At 75.2% G+C, this 18,984-nt stretch carries 19 protein-coding genes and 1 riboswitch; of the genes, 2 read left to right on the top strand and 17 right to left on the bottom strand.

Translation table 11 applies throughout. From position 1 onward, the window contains the following. Window positions 1-182 precede the first annotated feature (182 nt). From HCJ94_RS30965 to rpe, 10 genes are all read right to left on the bottom strand, one after another. Window positions 183-1,286, bottom strand: a complete 1,104-nt coding sequence (locus HCJ94_RS30965; RefSeq protein ID WP_309227399.1) for a DMT family transporter — start codon at window positions 1,284-1,286, stop codon at window positions 183-185. Further along, window positions 1,283-2,128: an ATP phosphoribosyltransferase gene (gene hisG, locus HCJ94_RS23480; RefSeq protein WP_168003210.1), complete on the bottom strand. Its 846-nt coding sequence runs from the start codon at window positions 2,126-2,128 to the stop codon at window positions 1,283-1,285. The genes HCJ94_RS30965 and hisG overlap by 4 nt, the downstream gene beginning before the upstream one ends. A gap of 46 nt (window positions 2,129-2,174) precedes the next feature. Next, window positions 2,175-2,438, bottom strand: coding sequence for a phosphoribosyl-ATP diphosphatase (locus HCJ94_RS23475; protein WP_168003209.1), 264 nt, complete (start codon window positions 2,436-2,438; stop codon window positions 2,175-2,177). Window positions 2,439-2,503: 65 nt separating this feature from the next. After that, window positions 2,504-3,004: a 6,7-dimethyl-8-ribityllumazine synthase gene (gene ribH / locus HCJ94_RS23470; protein WP_168003208.1), complete on the bottom strand. Its 501-nt coding sequence runs from the start codon at window positions 3,002-3,004 to the stop codon at window positions 2,504-2,506. A gap of 2 nt (window positions 3,005-3,006) precedes the next feature. Next, entirely contained in the window at window positions 3,007-4,272 is a 1,266-nt protein-coding gene (locus tag HCJ94_RS23465; RefSeq protein ID WP_168003207.1) for a bifunctional 3,4-dihydroxy-2-butanone-4-phosphate synthase/GTP cyclohydrolase II, read from the bottom strand. Between the two features lie 67 nt (window positions 4,273-4,339). Beyond that, a complete protein-coding gene (gene pnuC, locus HCJ94_RS23460; RefSeq protein ID WP_168003206.1) occupies window positions 4,340-5,029 on the bottom strand; it encodes a nicotinamide riboside transporter PnuC in 690 nt (229 codons plus the stop codon). Continuing rightward, complete coding sequence (locus HCJ94_RS23455) at window positions 5,029-5,763, bottom strand: riboflavin synthase (RefSeq protein ID WP_168003205.1); 735 nt, start codon at window positions 5,761-5,763, stop codon at window positions 5,029-5,031. Before HCJ94_RS23455 ends, pnuC begins: the two co-directional genes overlap by 1 nt. Before the next feature lies 1 nt (window position 5,764). Further along, window positions 5,765-6,826: a bifunctional diaminohydroxyphosphoribosylaminopyrimidine deaminase/5-amino-6-(5-phosphoribosylamino)uracil reductase RibD gene (gene ribD, locus HCJ94_RS23450; protein ID WP_168003204.1), complete on the bottom strand. Its 1,062-nt coding sequence runs from the start codon at window positions 6,824-6,826 to the stop codon at window positions 5,765-5,767. A 158-nt stretch (window positions 6,827-6,984) separates the two neighbouring features. Next, window positions 6,985-7,158: riboswitch (FMN riboswitch) on the bottom strand. A gap of 57 nt (window positions 7,159-7,215) precedes the next feature. Next, window positions 7,216-8,196 (bottom strand): GGDEF domain-containing response regulator, encoded by a 981-nt coding sequence (locus HCJ94_RS23445; RefSeq protein ID WP_168003203.1) that lies wholly within the window; start codon window positions 8,194-8,196, stop codon window positions 7,216-7,218. A 1-nt stretch (window position 8,197) separates the two neighbouring features. Then, entirely contained in the window at window positions 8,198-8,878 is a 681-nt protein-coding gene (rpe, locus tag HCJ94_RS23440; protein ID WP_168003202.1) for a ribulose-phosphate 3-epimerase, read from the bottom strand. A 255-nt stretch (window positions 8,879-9,133) separates the two neighbouring features. Between rpe and HCJ94_RS23435 the strand changes: the two genes are divergently transcribed. Next, a complete protein-coding gene (locus tag HCJ94_RS23435) occupies window positions 9,134-10,030 on the top strand; it encodes a septum formation family protein (RefSeq protein WP_168003255.1) in 897 nt (298 codons plus the stop codon). 67 nt (window positions 10,031-10,097) lie between these two features. After that, on the top strand, window positions 10,098-10,991 hold the full coding sequence (locus HCJ94_RS23430; RefSeq protein ID WP_309227398.1) for a septum formation family protein: 894 nt from the start codon (window positions 10,098-10,100) through the stop codon (window positions 10,989-10,991). A gap of 141 nt (window positions 10,992-11,132) precedes the next feature. Here the strand turns inward: HCJ94_RS23430 and HCJ94_RS23425 are convergent, their stop codons facing one another. From HCJ94_RS23425 to HCJ94_RS23395, 7 genes are all read right to left on the bottom strand, one after another. After that, entirely contained in the window at window positions 11,133-12,752 is a 1,620-nt protein-coding gene (locus HCJ94_RS23425) for an RsmB/NOP family class I SAM-dependent RNA methyltransferase (RefSeq protein ID WP_373684427.1), read from the bottom strand. Beyond that, window positions 12,749-13,675 (bottom strand): methionyl-tRNA formyltransferase, encoded by a 927-nt coding sequence (gene fmt, locus HCJ94_RS23420; protein WP_168003201.1) that lies wholly within the window; start codon window positions 13,673-13,675, stop codon window positions 12,749-12,751. Before fmt ends, HCJ94_RS23425 begins: the two co-directional genes overlap by 4 nt. A 7-nt stretch (window positions 13,676-13,682) precedes the next feature. Then, complete coding sequence (gene def, locus HCJ94_RS23415) at window positions 13,683-14,243, bottom strand: peptide deformylase (protein WP_168003200.1); 561 nt, start codon at window positions 14,241-14,243, stop codon at window positions 13,683-13,685. 46 nt (window positions 14,244-14,289) lie between these two features. Then, a complete protein-coding gene (locus tag HCJ94_RS23410) occupies window positions 14,290-15,555 on the bottom strand; it encodes a cytochrome P450 (RefSeq protein ID WP_168003199.1) in 1,266 nt (421 codons plus the stop codon). Window positions 15,556-15,667: 112 nt separating this feature from the next. After that, on the bottom strand, window positions 15,668-16,651 hold the full coding sequence (locus tag HCJ94_RS23405; RefSeq protein ID WP_168003198.1) for an AAA family ATPase: 984 nt from the start codon (window positions 16,649-16,651) through the stop codon (window positions 15,668-15,670). A 236-nt stretch (window positions 16,652-16,887) separates the two neighbouring features. Further along, window positions 16,888-18,852 carry a primosomal protein N' gene (locus HCJ94_RS23400; RefSeq protein ID WP_168003252.1) on the bottom strand — a complete coding sequence of 655 codons (1,965 nt, stop codon included), beginning with the start codon at window positions 18,850-18,852 and terminating at the stop codon, window positions 16,888-16,890. Further along, a partial coding sequence (locus HCJ94_RS23395) for a methionine adenosyltransferase domain-containing protein (RefSeq protein WP_168003197.1) occupies window positions 18,849-18,984 on the bottom strand: 136 nt, incomplete at its 5' end. The genes HCJ94_RS23395 and HCJ94_RS23400, both read right to left, overlap by 4 nt.

Raw genomic sequence — 18,984 nt, 5'->3', positions numbered from 1 at the left:
GCCGGTCGCGGAATCCGCCCGGTGCCACCGGGCCGAGCGCCGACGGGGGTGACCAGGTAGACGGGTGGCGCTCCCTCTGCTCTGCTTCACTCCACGCAATGAGTTCGGACCGGAACTGGTGCGTCCGTTGAAGCAGAGCGAAGGGCGTCGAGCGGCTGGCCGGGGATCCGGCGCTCAGGCGGTCAGGAGCGACGCCCGGACGGCCGCTCCACCGGGTCGCCCGGGTTAGCGCGGGAGGTCTGCGTGGGCAACCCCGCCGGGCCGGCGGACGGCACGGGCGAAGTGTCGCCCCGCCCGGAGCGCCGCCCCGAGCCCCGCCCGGCGTCCCGGCCCGCGAGCAGGGCCGCGGCCAGCGTGAGCAGTGCCCCGACGAGCACCGGCAGCCGGACGCCCGGGCCGCCGGGCAGCAACGCGTCCAGCACCAGCGCACCGCCGAGCTGGCCCGCGACCAGGAGCAGCCCGGTCCGCAGGACGCCCACCACCCGGACGCCGACCACCAGGCTGGCGACGATGCCGACGCCGAGGAGGCCGCCGGTGTAGAGGTACCAGGCGTCCGGCCAGGTCGGGGCGGGACCGGTCAGGGCACCCGCCAGCGCCGCCACGAGCAGCACGACCGGGGTGCTGACGGCGAAGTTCACCGCCACCCCGGCCGCGGCCGAACTGGCGTCCGAGACCCGGCCGTTGAGCGCGGCCTGCAACGCCACCGCCACGCCGCCGACGACGGCGAGCAGGACCAGGCCCAGAGCCAGGTCGCCGACCGGCTGCCCAAGCTGGGCCAGCGTCACCGCCGCCACACCCAGCAGCGCCCCGGCCAGCCGGGGGCCGGTGAGCGCGATCCGCCCCACCGGTGCGAGGCCGGCGCGGTCCACCGCCAGCCCGCCGAGGCTGCCGCCCGCGACCTGGGCGATGGTGAACACCGCCACCCCGAGAACCGGCACCACGTACGCGCCGAGCACGACGATCGCCGCGCCGCCGAGCCCGCCCAGGTAGGCCCACCAGGGCAGGCCCGCCCGCCGCAACCCGCGCAGGTCGGCGCGGAGCGTCCGGAACGCCAGCACCCCGAGCCCCACCAGCAGGCATCCGCCCAGGTTGTTGACCACGGCGGCGAGGGTGGCGTCGCCGGCCCGCTCGCCCAGCTCGCCGTTGACCGCACCCTGCGCCGCCGAGGCGGCCCCGCCGAGGGTCACCACCACCAGCGCGACCCAGGCGGGAACCAGTCGGGGCGCCGCCGGGGCCGACGACGGTACGGCCGGCGACGCCCCGGGCTCCCGGAAGTGCCGCCTCACAGCCGGCAGGCGTGGATGTTCGTGACGAGAATCGCGCGGGCGCCCAGCTCGTACAGCTCGTCCATGATCCGGTGCACGTCGTCGCGGAGCACCATCGCCTGCACGGCCACCCAGCCCTCGCGGTGCAACGGCGAGACGGTCGGCGACTCGATGCCCGGTGTCAGCGAGCTGGCCCGGTCCAGCAGGCCGGCCGGCACGTCGTACGCGAGCATCACGTAGCGCCGGGCGACCAGGACCCCGTGCAGGCGGCGCAGGAGCTGCTCGCACTGCGGGTGGGTCGGCGCGGCGGCGCGGCGGACCAGGACGGCCGAGGAGCGCAGCAGCGGCTCACCGAACACGACCAGGCCGGCCTGCCGCAGCGTGGCGCCGGTCTCCACCACGTCGGCGACGACATCGGCGACACCGAGGCGGATGGCGTTCTCGACCGCGCCGTCGAGGCGGATCACGTCGGCCTTCACGCCGAGGTCGGCGAGGTACCGCTCGACCAGGCCCGGGTACGCGGTGGCGATCCGGTGCCCGCCCAGCTCCTGCACGGAGTCGACGTCCTCGGGGCGAGCGGCGAAGCGGAAGGTGGCCCGGCCGAAGGCCAGGTCGACGACCTCCTCGGCCGGCGCGCCGGAGTCGATCAGCAGATCCCGGCCGGTGATGCCGACGTCCAGGTCACCGGAGCCGACGTAGGTGGCGATGTCCTTCGGGCGCAGGTAGAAGAACTCGATGTCGTTGGGTTCGTCCCGGCAGACCAGGTCCTTCGGGTCGGTGCGCTGGCGGTAGCCCGCCTCGCGCAGCATCTGGGCGGCCTTCTCGGCGAGGGCGCCCTTGTTGGGTACGGCGACACGCAGCATGGTGGAGTGCTCCTTAACGATCGGGAGGATCAACGCGGGGGCGCACTCACAAATGTCGGTAGACGTCCTTGAGGTCGAGATTGGTGGCGAGCATCAGCACCTGCACCTGGTAGAGCAGCTGGGAGATCTCCTCGGCGGTCCGCTCGGGCCCCTCGTGCTCGGCGGCCATCCACGACTCGGCCGCCTCCTCGACGACCTTCTTGCCGATGAAGTGCACGCCCTTCTCCAGGGCGGCGACCGTGCCCGAGCCCGGGGTGCCGGCGGCGGCCTTGGCCTGCAGCTCGGCGAACAACTCCTCGAACGTCTTCACCAGCCGATTCTCTCAGCCACCCCGCCGCCGCGGCGCCGCCGGGGTCCGGCGCGTCCGTCCCGTGGTCAGCCGCCGAAGCCGACGCGCTGCGCGGAGGCCGCCGACACGCCACGGACGGCGAGGGCGGCGTCGAGCGCGGCGACCGTGGCGGCCCAGCCCTTGTCCTCGGCCGAGCCGGGCAGGCCGGCCCGGTCCCGGGCCTGCTCGATGGTGTCGACGGTCAGCACGCCGTGCGCGACCGGTTTGCCCTCGTCCAGCGCGACACGGGTGAGCCCGTCGGTGACCGAGCGGCAGACGTAGTCGAAGTGGGCGGTGGCGCCGCGAACCACGACGCCGAGCGCGACCACCACGTCGCAACGGCGGGCGAGGGCCTGGGCCACCACCGGCAGCTCCACCGAGCCGGCCACGCGGGCCACCACGGCACGCGCGCCGCACGCCTCGGCGGCGGCGACCGCCCGGTCCAGCATGTGGTCGGTGAGGTCGCCGTGCCAGCGGGCCGCGACCACGCCCACCGTCAGGCCGGTCGCGTCGACGGTGTCGATGCCCGGCTCCCCGAATCCCGCCATGTCTACGCTCCGATCTCGTTGCCGGGAACCGGGCGGCCCATCGGCGCCTCGGTCACCTCGTCCAGTTCGTCCAGCAGGTGCCCCATCCGGTCCCGCTTGGTCCGCAGGTAGCGCACGTTCTCCGGGTGCGGCCGCACCGGCAGTCCCTCGCGCCCGGTGATGGTCAGGCCGTACCCCTCCAGGCCGGCGCGCTTGGCCGGGTTGTTGGTGAGCAGCCGCATCGAACGCACGCCCAGGTCGTAGAGGATCTGCGCACCGGTGCCGTAGTCCCGGGCGTCCGCCGGCAGGCCGAGGTCCAGGTTGGCGTCGACGGTGTCCCGGCCCAGGTCCTGGAGCTGGTACGCCTGGAGCTTGTGCAGCAGGCCGATGCCCCGCCCCTCGTGCCCGCGGACGTAGAGCACCACACCCCGCCCCTCCCGGGCCACCCGATCGAGGGCGGCGTTGAGCTGCGGGCCGCAGTCGCAGCGGACCGAGCCGAACACGTCGCCGGTGAGGCACTCCGAGTGCACCCGCACCAGCACGTCCCGGCCGTCGCCGATGTCGCCCATGACCAGCGCGACGTGCTCGGCCGAGTCGTAGTCGCTGCGGTAGCCCAGGGCCCGGAAGACCCCGTGCTCCGTGGGCATGCGGGCGTCGGCGACCAGCTCGACCTGCTTCTCCGTCCGCCGCCGGTACGCGACCAGGTCCGCGATGGTGACCAGGGTCAGCGAGTGCTCGGCGCAGAACTTCTCCAGGTCCGGCAGCCGCATCATCGTGCCGTCGTCGTTGACCAGCTCGCAGAGCACGCCGGCGGGGCGCAGCCCGGCCAGCCGGGTCAGGTCGACCGCGGCCTCGGTGTGCCCGGGCCGGCGCAGCACACCGCCCTCGCGTGCCCGCAGCGGCACCACGTGGCCCGGTCGGGCCAGGTCTGCGGGGCCGGTGGTGGCGTCGGCGAGCAGCCGGATCGTGTGGGCCCGGTCGGCCGCCGAGATGCCGGTGCTCACGCCCTCCCGGGCGTCCACGGTCACCGTGTACGCCGTGCCGCGCTTGTCCTGGTTGGTGTGGTGCATCGGCGGCAGGTCCAGCCGGTCGCACTCGCTCTCGGTCAGCGGCACGCAGATGTAGCCCGAGGTGTGCCGGACCATGAACGCGAGCAGCTCCGGCGTCGCGAGCTCAGCCGCGAAGATCAGGTCGCCCTCGTTCTCCCGGTTCTCGTCGTCGACCACGACGACGGGCCGGCCGGCCGCGATGTCCTCCACGGCCTGCTCGATGCTTCCGAACGCACTCATGCCAGCACTCCGCTTCGCTCCGTGCCGCAACGAGGCACATCCACACTGAGCCTGATAATTCGCTCGCTCATGCAACTGCCTCCGAGTAGGTCGGCGGGATCGGGGCGGGGCGGGTGGCGCGCGACGTGCGCCACCACGCGGCGAGGCCCCAGACGCAGAACGCGCCGTAGACGAGGTACATGGCCGCCGAGGGGTAGAAGCCGCCGCGCAGCAGCAGCGGCACCCCCACCGCGTCGACGGCGATCCAGATGAGCCAGAAGTCCACGTAGCCGCGGGCCATCCCGTACGTCGCGAGCAGGCTGCCGGTGAGGATCCACGCGTCCGGCAGTGGGCCCCACGAGCCCAGGGCGGCGAGCACCGGGTACGCGGCCGCGGTGCCGGCGACGGCGGCGAGCAGCAGGCCGAGCCGCTCCCGGCCGGTGGCCCAGCGCGGCTCCACGGCGGGGGCGCCGTCGACGCCGCGGCGGCGGTTGCGCGACCAGCGCCACCAGCCGTAGAGGCTGACGCCGAAGAAGAAGACCTGCCGGCCGGCCTGGCCGTAGAGGTCGTGCGCCTGCGGGGTGGCGAACGCCCCGCCGAGGAAGACGGTGAACAGCAGCGCGTTGCCGATCATGCCGACCGGCCACGCCCACACCACGCGGCGCAGCCCGAGCAGGGCGGACGCGAGGCCGAAGACGTTGCCGACGATCTCGCGGACCAGCACGGGCGAGCCGGCGATGCTCACCTGGGCGTCGAGCAGCCAGCCGAGCGGGCCCATCAGGCCGCCCCGCCCGGGGTCGCGACACCGGGCAGGCCGCCGCTGCCGGGCAGGCCGCCGCTGCCGGGCAGGCCGACGGCGCCGGGCAGGTCGCCCTCCGGCCGGCTCGCGGGCAGGTCACCGCCCGGTCGGCCGTCCGGCAGGTGCGGGCCGAGCAGGCGCTCGACGTACTTGGCCAGCACGTCGACCTCGAGGTTGACCGGGTCGCCGACACCGCGCGTCCCGAGGGTGGTGAGCTTCAGCGTGGTCGGGATCAGACCGACCGAGAACCAGTCGGGCCCGACGCCGGCCACGGTCAGCGACACCCCGTCGACGGTGATCGAGCCCTTCTCCACCACGTACCGGGCGAGGGCGGCCGGGAGGCGGAACCGCACGGTCTCCCACTGTTCGGCCGGCTCCCGCGAGACGACCTCGCCGACGCCGTCGACGTGCCCCTGCACCAGGTGCCCGCCCAGGCGGCTGCCGAGGGCGGCGGCCCGCTCCAGGTTGACCGGGTCGCCCGGCCGCAGCGCCCCGAGCGCGGAGCGGCGCAGCGTCTCCCCCATCACGTCGGCGGTGAAGGTCCCGTCGGCGACGTCCACCACGGTCAGGCAGACGCCGTTGACCGCGATCGAGTCCCCGTGCCGGGCGTCCGAGGTGACCAGGGGGCCACGGATCGCGACCAACGCGGAGTCGCCCGCCGTCTCGATGACGCGGACGACCTCGCCCAGCTCCTCGACGATGCCGGTGAACATGTCAGCCCTCCCTCTTCCGGGGCAGCGCGGTGATCCGCAGGTCGGGACCGACCTGCGTAACGTCGACGACCTCGCAGTCGATGGCCTCGGCGATCGTGGTCACACCCGCGTCGACCAGCGCGGTCGGGCCGGCGCCGAGCAGCCGGGGCGCGACGTACCCGACGATCTTGTCGACCAGGCCGGCGGCGAGGAACGCGCCGGCCAGGCGCGGCCCGCCCTCCAGCAGCGCCGCCCGCACCCCACGGCCGTGCAGCGCGGCGAGCAGCGCCGGCAGGTCCACCCGGCCGTCGGGGCCGGCGCCGACCTCCGCGGCGGTGGCGATCCAGGTCGGGGCGGCGGCGTCGCGGACCCGGGCCCCGGTCGGGGTACGCCCCGCCGAGTCCACCACCACGCGCAGCGGCTGGCGGATGGCGAGGCTGCCGTCGCGCAGGTTCCGGGCGGTGAGGCGGGGGTCGTCGGCGAGCACGGTGCCCACACCGGCGATCACGGCGTCGACCGTCCCGCGCAGGGCGTGCACGTCCATCCGCGCCGCCTCGGACGTGATCCACATGCTGGTGCCGTCGGCGGCCGCCGAGCGCCCGTCCAGCGTCGCGGCGTACTTCCAGATGACGTACGGCCAGCCCCGGCGCATCGAGGTGAGCCAGGAGATGTTGCCGGCCTCCGCCTCGGCGGCGCGTACCCCCAGGGCGACCTGGATTCCGGCGGCGCGCAACGTGGCGGCGCCGCCCGACGCGACCGGGTTCGGGTCGGGCACGGCGATGACTACCCGCGCCACCCCGGCCTGTACCAGCGCGGTGCTGCAGGGGCCGGTGCGACCGATGTGGTCGCAGGGCTCCAGGGTGACGACGGCGGTGCCCCCGCGGGCCCGCTCCCCCGCCTGGGCGAGCGCGACGATCTCGGCGTGCGGCCCGCCGGCGTACGCGTGGAAGCCCTCACCGACGACCTGGCCGTCCGCGTCGAGCAGCACGCAGCCGACGACCGGGTTGGGGCTGGTGGTGCCGAGACCGCGCGCGGCGAGTTCGACCGCGCGACGCATCGCCTCATCGACGGAGACGCCGGCCATGCCCTGCCCTCTCGCTCGCGGGTCGGCGCGCGGGCGGCGACGGGAGCGACGGCATCGGGCCGCGGGCGTGCGGCGGCGGAATCCGGGGACGGCAGGGCCGACCCGGGGGGCCGTCACGGCATGCCGAGGTCGGCAGCCGGGCACGGCCCGTCCGTCCCGCGCGCTGTCTCCCATCCGGACTGTCTGAGCGCGGGCGTGCCCGCACCCAACCGTCGGCCCCGGAGTCTCACCAGGTCCACCGGGCGGACGAACCGCTCCCGGGTCGCGGGCTTACCACGGTCACACCGTGGATCACCGCCGGTTCGGAATTACACCGAGTCCCGCCAGCGCGTGGTGGGTACTACCGGCAGTCTTACACGCTCCGGGGGGGCTGTCGCCACCTCCGCGAGCTACTTCACATGACGATCGCTCGGATCGGCCACGCCCCGGCGCCGGTCCACCGCCACGTACGAGCCGGGCTGGCTCTTGGCCACGGTCTTCATCTCCGAGGCGATCGTCATCGCCTCCAGGGGGCTGGTGATGCGTTTGTCGGCGTCCGAGACGGAGACGCCGATCGAGAGCGTGACCAGGGCGGCCCGGCGCAGGTTGCCGCGCCGGTCCTTCAGCTCGACGTAGCCGCGGGCGGCGTCCGACGGGTCGTACAGCGCGTCGGCGGCCTTCTCGAAGTCGGCCGAGACCCGCGAGGTGAGCGGCCGGACCTGCTCCGGCGTGCAGACGAAGACGAAGTCGTCACCGCCGACGTGGCCGAGGAAGGCCGGCGGCAGGCCCACCGACACCACGGCCCGGTGCAGGCTGCGGGCCAGCGCCGAGATGAAGTCGTCACCGCGGACGAAGCCGTACCGGTCGTTGACGCTCTTGAAGCGGTCGATGTCGATGTAGCCGACCGCGTAGTCCGACCCGACCCGGACCCGGTCGGCGATCTCCCGGCGGATCCGGCTGTTGCCGGGCAGCCCGGTCAGCGGCGAAACCTCCCGGAACTCCTTGTTGCGGCGGAGGGTGGAGCTGACCCGGGCCACCAGTTCGGCGGTGTCGAAGGGCTTGACCAGGTAGTCGTCGGCGCCGGCGCTCAGCCCGTGCACCTTGTCCACGGTCATGCCCTTGGCGGTCAGCATGATCACCGGCAGGGCCGCGGTCATCGGGTCGGCGCGCAGCCGCCGGGTCAGCTCCAGGCCGTCGACACGCGGCATCATCAGGTCCACCACCGCGAGGTCGGGACGCTGACGCTCGATCACTTCGAGCGCCTCCTGGCCGTCGCTGGCGTGGATCACCTCGTAGCCCTGCAGGCGGAGGTTGAACTCGACGAAGCGCGCGATGTCCTCGTCGTCGTCGACGACGAGGATGACGTCCGGGCGGTCGCCGGCCGGGTCCACGTCAGGCCCCGGAGGCCGCGCGTTCCGCCGTGGCCCGCAGTCTCCGGACGGCCTCGGCCGGGTCGTCCGCGCCGTAGACGGCGGTCCCGGCGACGAAGGCGTCGGCCCCGGCCTCGGCGGCCTGGGCGATGGTGTCGGCGGCGATGCCGCCGTCGACCTCGATGCGCACCTCCAGGTGGCCGGCGTCGACGTGCCGGCGCGCGGTGCGGACCTTGTCGAGGAGCTGCGGGATGAACCGTTGCCCGCCGAAGCCCGCCTTGATCGTCATGATCAGCAGCGTGTCGAAGCTGGGCAGCAGTTCCAGGTACGGCTCGACCGGGGTGTCCCGGTCGATCGCCAGCCCCGCCTTCGCCCCGGCCGACCGCAGGTCCTTGGCCAGCGCCACCGGGTCGTCACAGGCCTCGGCGTGGAAGGTGACGTTGTACGCCCCGGCGTCGGCGTACCCGGGGGCCCACCGCCGCGGATCCTCGATCATCAGGTGCACGTCGAACGGGAGCTTCGTGGCGGCCCGCAGGCTCTGCACGACGGGCAGCCCGATGGTCAGGTTCGGCACGAAGTGGTTGTCCATGACGTCCACGTGCAACCAGTCGGCGGCGTCTTCGATGGCACGAACCTCGTCGGCGAGGCGGGCGAAATCGGCGGCCAGGATGCTCGGCGCGACGATCGGCGGCGGTACGGTCACGGGGCCAGTGTACGAACGCGGTCACCAGCCGCCGCCGGCACGGCACCAACCGGGACACCCTGTGACCCGGTGGTGACCAGTCGTGCAGAATTGGCCGATCCGGACGAGTGAAACCGGACGAAGGGCCATCCGTGACTGGCCGGATGGCGGAAACACGGCAACACTCCATCAGGGACGGTGACGTGGCTGCACGACCACCTGGCGCGCCGGCCAGGTCCGCGGTGGCCGGCCGTCAGCTCTCGGAAAGGGCGGATGATGCGACGGTGGCTTCCTCTCCGGGCACTGGCGCTGGCCGGCGCGGCCGCGCTCCTGCTCGGCGGCTGCGTACGGCCCGGCGGATCCGACGGCGACCTCACCGACGACTGGCCCGTGCTGTCCGAGGCGCGGCTGTTCGTCCCCGCCGCCGGCGTCTGCCTCCCCCGGATCACCGCGGTGGTGCAGGCGAGCACGTACGAGACGGTGGACTGCGCCCGCAACCACCTGGCGGAGGCCGTGCACGTGGGCACGTTCACCGGCCCGGTCGCGGCCGACGCCCGCCGGCCCGAGCCGGGCTCCCCGGACCTGCGCGGCGCCCGAGCCGAGTGCGACCAGCGGGTCCGCGACGTGCTCGGCGGGGACTGGCACTCCGCCCGCCTCACGATGAACATCGCCCTGCCGTCCGTTCCCGCGTGGGCCGGCGGCGCCCGCTGGTTCCGCTGCGACCTCAGCGAGACCGACAGCATCGACAACACCCGGCCGGTCAACCGGACCGGGAGCCTGCGCGGCGCGATGCTCGGCGACTCCGCGCTGATCCACCGCTGCTTCGACCCCAAGCTGATCGGCGAGAACCTCAACTACATGGCGCCGGTGCTGTGCACCGAGCCGCACCGGGCCGAGTTCGTCGGCGTCTACGTGGAACGCGACATGAGCTGGGCGGAGTTCACCCGCAACGAGCAGCAGGCCCACCAGCGCTGCATGGCGCTCATCGCCGCCTTCGCCGACGTGCCCAACAACAGCGACCTGCCGTACCGGGCCGGCTCGATCTTCTACCCGCCGTCCCAACGGGAGTGGGAGGAGGGCGACCGGGGGGTGCGCTGTTTCCTGTGGAGCGACGACCGGAAACTGACCCGCTCGATGCGCGACGCGGGCCCGCAGGGACTGCCGGCGATCTGACGTATGCTCCCGCTCCGTGGCCGGCATCGACGGTGCCGCGGCCACCGGGCGACGGGGAGGTCGGAGGGTGAAGCGACGCTGGCTCACGGCGGTGGCGCTCGGCGGCGCGGTGGTCCTGGCGCTCACCGGCTGCGTCGCGCCACCCGCCGGCACCGACGGTGACCTGGTCGACGACTGGGCCACGATCAGCGCCCCGGCCGCCTTCACACCGGAAGCGGGGACCTGCCACGCGCACGTGGCGCGGGTCGGCTACCTCGGGGCGTACGACCCGGTGCCGTGCGAGCGGCCGCACCGGGTGGAGACGCTGCACGTCGGCACGCTGACCGGCGCCGCCGCGAAGGAGAGGACACCACCGTCGCCCGGCTCCGCCGGGATGCGCACCGCGCACGCCACCTGCGACCGGGAAGCGACGCGGGCGCTGGGCGCGGACTGGCGCAGCGGCCGGGTCGGCCTGTCCGTGGTGTTCCCGTCGCCGGCCGCCTGGACCGGCGGGGCTCGCTGGTTCCGCTGCGACGGGGCGGAGATCCGGAGCATGGACGACCCGAGTGTGGTCACGCGTACCGCCGGTCTCGGCCGGTCGCTGGCCGGCTCGTCGCCGCTGCGGCACACCTGCTTCAACCCGTCCCTCAAGGACGACCGGGTCACCCGGATGACCCCGGTGTCGTGCACCCGCCCGCACCACGCCGAGTTCGTCGGTGTCTGGGTCGCGCCGGACACCAGCTACGCGGCGTTCACCAAGGACGACCGCCGCGTCCGCGACGGCTGCCTGGCGCTGATCGCCACGTACACCAAGGTGCCGCGCGGCGAGGTGCGGTTCCGCACCGGTTCGATCTGGTACCACCCGCTCGCCGCGGAGTGGCGCGACGGCAACCGCGGCGTGCAGTGCTTCCTCTGGGTCAGCGACCGTGACCTCACCCGCTCGATGAAGGGCGCCGGCCGCTCGGGCCTGCCGATGGGCTGAGCGCCGGCCGGCCGTGCCCGGACCGGACGACGGGCGGCCGGGAGCCGGGCCGCCGGCGGAGGCGCCCACCGGGACGTGCCGGCGGCGGACGCCTCGCCGGCCGGCGGCCCGGCCGACCGCCATGTGCACACCGGCCGCGCGTCAGCCGCGGCGGAGCACCGCCAGGAACATGGCGTCGGTGCCGTGGCGGTGCGGCCACAGCTGCACCGTCGGGCCGCCGCCGAGGCCTGGCATCCCCTCCGGCAGCAGCGGGCGGGCGTCGACGAAGTCGACCGGCACCCCGGCCCGGCGGGACGACTCGGTGACCGTCACGTGCGTCTCGACGGTGTGCGGCGAGCAGGTGACGTACGCGACCACACCGCCGGGGCGCACCGCCCGCAGCGCCGCACCGAGCAGTTCCCGCTGCAACCGGGTCAGCGCCGGCAGGTCCGACGGCTGCCGCCGCCAGCGCGACTCGGGCCGGCGGCGCAGCGACCCCAGCCCCGTGCACGGCGCGTCGACCAGCACCCGGTCGAAGTGCTCCTCCGCGAGCTTCGGGTGGTCGCCCACGGCACGGCCGTCGGTGTTCAGCACGGTCACCGGCAGGTCGCGGGTGGCCTGCGCGACGAGGCGGGCGCGGTGCTCGGACACCTCGACCGCGGTGAGTCGCGCGCCGCGCTGGGCGGCGATGGCGCCGAGCAGGCTGGACTTGCCGCCCGGGCCGGCGCACAGGTCGAGCCACCGCCCGTCCGGGCCGTCGAGCGGGGCCACGGCCAGGGCGTTGGCCACCAACTGGGAGCCCTCGTCCTGCACGTGGGCGCGGCCCTCGGCGAGCGCCGGCAGGTCGCCCGGCGCGCCGCCGCCCAGGTAGACGGCGTACGGGGAGAAGGCGCCGGGCGCGCCGCCGACCTCGTCGGCCAGCTCGACCGGGTCGGCGAGCCCGGGGCGGGCGCACAGGTGCACCGGCGGGCGTTCGTTGTCCTCGATGAGCAGGCGGGTGGTCTCGCCGAGGTCGCTGCCGAGCGCCTCGGCGAACGCCCGCACGATCCACTGCGGATGGCTGTACGCCAGCGCCAGGTGGCCGACGGGGTCGGTGTCCATCGGTGGGGCGAGCTTCGCGACCCACCCGTCGGCGTCCCGGCCGGCCACCTCGCGCAGCACGGCGTTGGCGAACCCGGTCGCGCCCGGTCCGACCGTCCGGACCAGGTCCACGGTCGACGAGACGGCCGCGTGCGCGGGCACCCGGGTGTGCAGCAGCTGGTACGTCCCGAGCCGCAGCGCGTCGCGGACCGGCGGGTCGATCCGGGCCACGTCCCGCCCGGCGGCGTCGGTGAGGATCGCGTCGAGGGTGCCGAGGTGGCGCAGCGTGCCGTAGGTCAGCTCGGTGGCGAAGGCGGCGTCACGGCCGGCCAGCCCCGCGTCGCGGAGGATCGCCGGGAGCACCAGGTTGGCGTACGCGTCGTCCCGGTTGACCGCCTCGATCGCCTGGTAGGCGGCGTACCGGGGCCGGTCGGCCGGGGCCGGGCGGCCGGGGCGTGCGCTCCCGGCGCGGACACCGCGATCGGGGCGCCCGGTGCCGGCCCGCCGCTCGTCCCGGGGCGCACCGGCCCGCCGGGGCGCGGCGCGGTCCGGGCGACCGCCGGTGGGCCGCCCGAACCGGGTGGAGCCGGAGTCGTCGGCCCGACCGGGACGGCCGGCGTCCGGGACGCCTGCGGGGCCGGCGTCGAAACGGCCGCCGCGGGGGTTGTCGGGACGGTCGGCGCGGTCGGCGGAGTCGGTCACGCGAAGACCTCCCCGGCGGCGACCCGGACACCGCGCGCCCAGTCGCTCGCCGGCATGGCCTTCTTGCCCGCCGCGCGGACCTCGCCGAGCTGCACCGGCGTGGTGGCGGTGCCCGCCAGCACCCGCGACTTCTCCACCAGCAGCTCGCCCGGCTTCAGCTCGGGGCCGTTCGCGACGGGTGTCACCGGCCCGAGCTTCACCCGCTCGTCCCGGAAGGTCGTCCACGGGCCGGGGGCCGGGGTGCAGGCGCGGACGCGGCGGTCCACCGCGAAGGCGGGGTCGGTCCAGCGGACCCGCGCGTCCTCGACGGTGAGCTTCGGCGCCAGGGACACCCCGTCGGCCGGCTGCGGCTCGGCCCGCGCGGTGCCGTCCTCGATCGCGTCCAGGACGGCGACCAGCAGGCCCGCGCCGGAGTGGGCGAGCCGCTCCAGCAGGTCCCCCGAGGTGTCGGTGGGGCGGATCTCGTCGGTGACGGTGCCGTACACCGGCCCGGTGTCCAGCCCCTCCTCCAACTGGAAGACGCTGGCGCCGGTCAGCTCGTCACCGTGCAGCACCGCGTGCTGCACCGGCGCCGCGCCCCGCCACGCGGGCAGCAACGAGAAGTGCAGGTTGATCCAGCCGTGCCGGGGGATCTCCAGGGCGGCCGGCGGGACCAGCGCGCCGTACGCGACGACGGGCACGCAGTCGGGTGCCAGCTCGCGCAGCCGGTCGAGGAACTCGGGCTCGCGGGGCCGGGCGGGGGTGAGCACCTCGACGCCGTGCTCGTCGGCCCAGGCGCCCACCGGGGAGCGGGACAGCCCACGACCGCGCCCGGCGGGGGCGTCCGGTCGGGTGACCACGGCCACGAGGTCGTGGCGGGAGGCGGCGACGGCCTCCAGGGCGGGGACGGCGACGGCCGGCGTGCCGGCGAAGATCACTCGCACCGACCGGTCACCTCCCGAGGCCGAAGGGGCTGCTGGAGGCGTGCGGGCTGAGCTTGACCGTCGGCGGGGCGGCCGGGTCGTACCACTCGGCCTGGCGGATCGCCTTCATCGCCTCCTTGCGGCCGGCCGGGTCGAGCCGGTCGACGAAGAGGACACCGTCGAGATGGTCGGTCTCGTGCTGCACGCAGCGGGCCATCAGGCCGGTGCCGACGATCTGCATCGGGTCGCCGTAGCCGTTGAAGCCCTTGGCGATGACGTTCTGCCGGCGCTTGGTGTCGAAGTAGAGGCCGGGGATGGACAGGCAGCCCTCCGGGCCGTCCTGCTCCTCCTCGTCGGGGAACTCGAGCACCGGGTTGACCAGGTGGCCGACCACGTCGTCGACGTCGAAGGTGAACACCCGCAGGCCCACGCCGAGCTGCGGCGCGGCGAGGCCGGCGCCGTTCTGCTCGCGCATCGTGTCGGTCAGGTCGGCGATGAGCTTGCGCAGCTCGGTGTCGAAGTCGACCACCGGATCGGCCGGCGTGCGCAGCACCGGGTCGCCGAACAGACGGATGGGCTGGACGGTCACGCGGGGTGGCTCCTTCGTGGGTTCGGCGACGGTGTGCCGTACCAGTCTACGGAGTGGCCGGGCCGGTCCCGGCCGGCGTACCGCGATCGCCGACCGCGGCGGTGACGGTGACCGGGAGGGTGTCGTAGCCACGCAGTGTCAGCCGGGTCCGGCGGCGGGGCGTGCCGGCCAGCGCCAGGCCGGGCAGCCGGCGCAGCAGCAGCGGGAAGGCGACCTGCGCCTCCAGCCGGGCCAGCCCGGCGCCGAGGCAGTAGTGCGGGCCGGCCCCGAAGGAGAGCGGGTGCGGCTGGGCGCGCCACGGGTTGAACCGGGCCGGTTCCGGGAAGCGCCGGGGGTCGCGGTTGGCGGCGCCGAGCAGCAGCAGGGCCCAGCTGCCGGCCGGCAGCTCCATCCCCCCGACGCGGGCCGGCGCGTCGCTGCGCCGGGTGGTGAGCTGGACCGGGGAGTCGTACCGGAGCAGCTCATCGACGTACTCGGGCGCGAAGTCGGGGTGCGCGCGCAACGCGGTGGCCTCGCGGGGGTGGTCCAGCAGCACGACCAGGCCGTTGCCCAGCAGGTTCGTGGTGGTCTCGAAGCCGGCGACCAGCAGCACCACGAGGTTCGCCAGCAGCTCCTCGCCGGAGAGCCGGTCACCGTCGGCGTCGTGCACCTGCACGAGTGCGGTGGTCAGGTCGTCGGCGGGCGCGCGCCGTCGCGCCGCGACCAGCTCGGCGAAGTAGTCGCTCAGCTCGGTGGCGCCCCGGTCCGCCACCGCCAGGTCCTCGGGCGTGATCTCCGGCTCGAGGATGCCGGTCAGGTCGGCCGCCCAGCGGCGGAACAGCGGCCGGTCCTGCGGGGGCACGCCGAGCAGCGCGCAGATCACCCCCACCGGCAGCGGGTACGCGAAGTCGGCCATGACGTCGACCGGCTCGCCGTCCCGTCCCCGCTCCGCCATCGCGTCGATCAGCTGGTCGGCCTGCGCCGTGACGACGTCGCGCATGGCGGCGATCCGGCGCGGCGTGAAGGCGCCGGCGGCGAGCCGGCGCAGCCGGGTGTGGTCCGGCGGGTTGGTCCGCAGCATCGACCGGGAGATCGAGGCGACGGCCGCGCTCTGCCGCCATCCGGGCCAGAGGTTGTCCCGCAGGTCGTCGTCGAGCACGCCGAACCGGGCGTCCCGGAGGATCGCGTCGGCTTCCGCGTACCCGGTGACCACGAAGAAGGCGGGCGCCGCCTCCACCACCGGCCCGTGCGCGCGCAACCGCTCGTACGTCGGGTACGGGTCGAGACGCCCCTGCGGCGACATGAGCAGCGCGACCGCCTCGGATGCGTCCATGAGTCGCCTCCCGTGTCGAGGGGTGCCGGAGGCTCCATCATGCGCGCGCGGCGGCCCGCCGTCAGCCCCGCCGACCGTCGGGTCCGTCGACGAGGGCCGCGCCGACCGACGGTCAGGAGCCCGCGCCGGGCTCCCCCGCCAGCACGGCGCCCTCGCCCAGCAGGGCGTGCTCGGGCAGCGGCAGCTCGATCTTGTGGGCGGCCTCCCAGTCGTGGATCAGGCTCGGCCGCACCTGGGCGGTGAAGTAGTCGATCGCGCTCAGGCCGCCGACCACGGGCTCGTCCACCTCGGCGACCAGCCGCGCGGGCACCAGCCGGAACCCGTTCTGGAGCGCGGCGCTGAGCCGGCGGTGCCCGTCCACCACGAAGAAGTACTCGCCGGTGTAGCCGATCCGCAGCGGTTCGAGGGCCTCGTCCCCGGCCGCGGCGACGTCGCCGACGAACTCGGTGTCCCACAGGTCGCGCAGGGCGGCGATGTCCTCGGTCGGGTAGACCCGGGCCGGGTCGAGCAGCAGCAGCGGCGGGGCGTCACGCAGCACGTCCGGGCAGAGCCGCCCCTCGTACGCGTCGACGATGTGCTCGATCACCTCCTCGGCGCTGGCCCGGGTGGTGTCGCAGATCAGGTCGTAGTTGCGCAGCCGGGCCTTGTCCACCCCGTAGCGGACGATGAACCGGCCGCGCTCGCTCTCGCTGCGCTCCTTGAGCTTGGCCTTCGCCTCCTCCATGGAGGTGTAGCTCTCGGCGGGGCCGGAGGGTCGCAGCAGCACCCGCCGGGCCGCCTCGCCCGGCTCGGTGATCATGTGGACCTTGAGCGCGTCGGTGAAGAAGTGCCAGGCCAGCCGGGAGTCCATGACGAGGCGTTCGCCGGAGGCGGCGATGTCCCGCTGGAGCTGGTCGACGTAGCCGTCGACGGCCTGGTCCAGCTCGGCGTGCAGGTTGAGCTGGAGGGCGGTCATCTGCCGCTCCTGCGCCATCTGCCGGTAGAGGTCGCCGACGCTGACCCGGCGCATGCCGAGGCGCTTGGCGATCTCCACGGAGACGGTGCTCTTGCCGCTGCCGAGGTCACCGTTGAAGACGATCGACTGACGAACGGTCACGACTGGTCCACCCCTGATCACCGGCTGATTGAGCTCATCGACATCGCGCCGCGGCGACGCGCTCCCGTCATCGCTGCGCCATCCTGCGACAACTCCAGCTCGGCGCGCCTGACGCCGCGCCGCGACCTGGAACCGTCGAACGCCCGGGCATGACGGGCGATGCTACCACCCGTATCCGGGCCACTTCCCACACAGCGTGTCCGTCACACCCACTTCGGTGACCGACGGTGATGGCGTCAGAACATGGCGAGGGGGTCGACCTGGAGCCGGACCGGGTCGGCGGCCTTGCGGGCGGCGCGGACCCCGGCCGCCGCGTGCAGCGCCCCGGCGAGGGCGGCGGCCCGGGCCCGGGGCACCCGGACCAGCATCCGCTCCCGGTCGCCGTCGGCGGGGACCGGGCCTAGCACCTCGGCGTCCTCGGGCAGCCGGGCCTCGGCGAGCAGGTCGGCCACGGCGGCCGGGGGCCCGGTGACGCTGGCCATCCGGACCGCCGGGGGGAAGCCCAGGTCGCGGCGCTCGGCCAGTTCCCGGGCGGCGAACCAGCCCGCGTCCCACCGCAGCAGCGCCTGGACGGGGGCGAGCCCGCCGTCGGCGACCACCACCACCCGGCCGCCGGCCGCCGCGGGGCGGGCCAGTGCGGCGGCGGCGAGCCAGCGCCGCAGCGCCTCCTCCCCCGCCCGCAGGTCGGCGCGGGTGAGCAGCGCCCACGAGTCGAGCAGCAGCACGGCGCCGTAGCCGCCGTCGGCCACCGGCTCGGCACCCGGGGTCGCGATGACGAGGCCCGCACCGCCGGGCACGCTCGCGAGGACCTCCTCCCGCCCCGAGGTCCGCACCGGCACGCCCGGGAACGCCCGGCCCAGCTCCTCGGCGGTCCGCCGGGCACCGGTGACCGAGGCGCGCAGGCGCCGGCCCCCGCACTCGGGGCAGGCGTACGCGGCGGCGACGCGCCCGCACCAGCGGCAGGCGGGAGCGCCCTCGGCGGACGGGAGGGCCAGGGGGCCGGCGCAGTGCGGGCAGCGGGCCGGGGTGCGGCACGTGGCGCAGGCCACCGAGGGCAGGTAGCCGCGGCGGGGCACCTGGACCAGCACCGGCGCGTCGGCGCGCAGCGCGTCGCGGGCGGTGGTCCAGGCGAGGCTGGGCAGCCGGGCGGTGGCCGCGCCGGGGTCGCGGGCCAGCTGCGGGTCGTCACCGGTGGGGGCGATGGCCGGGGTACGGGCGCGCAGGGTGGCCCGGTCGGCCACGACCTCGCGGGCCCAGCCGGTCTCGACGAGCAGTTGGGCCTCGGCGGTCCGGGCGTACCCGCCGACCACGGCGGCGGCGTCGGCGAGCTGGGCGCGGGTCAGCAGCACCTCGCGGGCGTGCGGGTAGGGGGCTCGGGGTTCGGCGTGCAGGTCGTCGCCGTCGTCCCAGATGGCGACCAGACCGAGCTGGTGCACCGGGGCGAACATGGCGGCCCGGGTGCCGATCACGACGGGGACGTCGCCGCGCCGGGCGGCGAGGAACGCCCGGTACCGCCGGGCCGGGCCGAGCGCGGCGGTGAGCTGGACGTGCCGGCCGGGACCGAGGGCGGTGGTCAGGGCCGTGTCGAGCCGGTCGAGGTCGCGCGCGTCGGCGACCACCACCACGGCGCCCCGGCCGCCGGCGACGGTCGCGGCCACGGCCTCCGCGTACCGGGCGGGCCAGTCCTCGCCGGGCAGCGCGGACCAGACCGCGCGGGCGGGGCGGCCGTCGGCGAGGGCCCGCAGCAGGGCCGGCCCGGTGGGGTAATCGCGCCAGCCGTGCGGTACGGGGGGAAGGTCGCCCGCCTCGGGTGGCTCGTGGGGTTCCTTCTCCACCCGTGCGTGGCGGGGCGGGACGGCGAGGCGGAGCACGTCGGCGAGGCTGCCGGCATACCGGTCGGCCACCGCGCGGGCGAGCCGCGCGATCTCCGGCGCCAGCACCGGCTCCGGGGAGACGACCTTTTCGAGGTACGCGAGCCGGGGATGCTCGGACGCGTCGGCCCGCTCCAGCAGCCAGCCGTCGACGAGTTGGCCGGCGAAGCGGACCTTCACCCGGGTGCCGGGGACGGCGTCGGCGTCGAGTGCCTCGGGCACCAGGTAGTCGAAGGGGCGGTCGAGGTGGGCCAGGGGCACGTCGACGCAGACGCGAGCGACCGGCGACCCCACTGCGGGTCGCCGGTCGCCGCGCGTGGTGCCGCTCAGGCTCCCGCTACCGACTTGAGGTCGGCGGCGCGGTCGGTGCTCTCCCACGTGAAGTCGGGCAACTCCCGACCGAAGTGCCCGTACGCCGCGGTCTGCGCGTAGATCGGCCGCAACAGGTCCAGATCCCGAATA

Origin of the sequence: Micromonospora thermarum (assembly GCF_012034245.1) — a bacterium.
Classification (GTDB): domain Bacteria; phylum Actinomycetota; class Actinomycetes; order Mycobacteriales; family Micromonosporaceae; genus Micromonospora; species Micromonospora thermarum.
The sequence above is the reverse complement of the archived record's forward strand: the minus strand, read 5'-3'. Positions and strand labels throughout refer to the sequence as shown.

Coding starts and splice junctions, on each gene's coding strand:
- hisG (WP_168003210.1), bottom strand. CDS start 2,128: ATGCTGCGTGTCGCCGTACCCAACAAGGGCGCCCTCGCCGAGAAGGCC.
- ribH (WP_168003208.1), bottom strand. CDS start 3,004: ATGGCGGGATTCGGGGAGCCGGGCATCGACACCGTCGACGCGACCGGC.
- HCJ94_RS23465 (WP_168003207.1), bottom strand. CDS start 4,272: ATGAGTGCGTTCGGAAGCATCGAGCAGGCCGTGGAGGACATCGCGGCC.
- pnuC (WP_168003206.1), bottom strand. CDS start 5,029: ATGGGCCCGCTCGGCTGGCTGCTCGACGCCCAGGTGAGCATCGCCGGC.
- HCJ94_RS23455 (WP_168003205.1), bottom strand. CDS start 5,763: ATGTTCACCGGCATCGTCGAGGAGCTGGGCGAGGTCGTCCGCGTCATC.
- ribD (WP_168003204.1), bottom strand. CDS start 6,826: ATGGCCGGCGTCTCCGTCGATGAGGCGATGCGTCGCGCGGTCGAACTC.
- HCJ94_RS23435 (WP_168003255.1), top strand. CDS start 9,134: ATGCGACGGTGGCTTCCTCTCCGGGCACTGGCGCTGGCCGGCGCGGCC.
- HCJ94_RS23410 (WP_168003199.1), bottom strand. CDS start 15,555: ATGGACGCATCCGAGGCGGTCGCGCTGCTCATGTCGCCGCAGGGGCGT.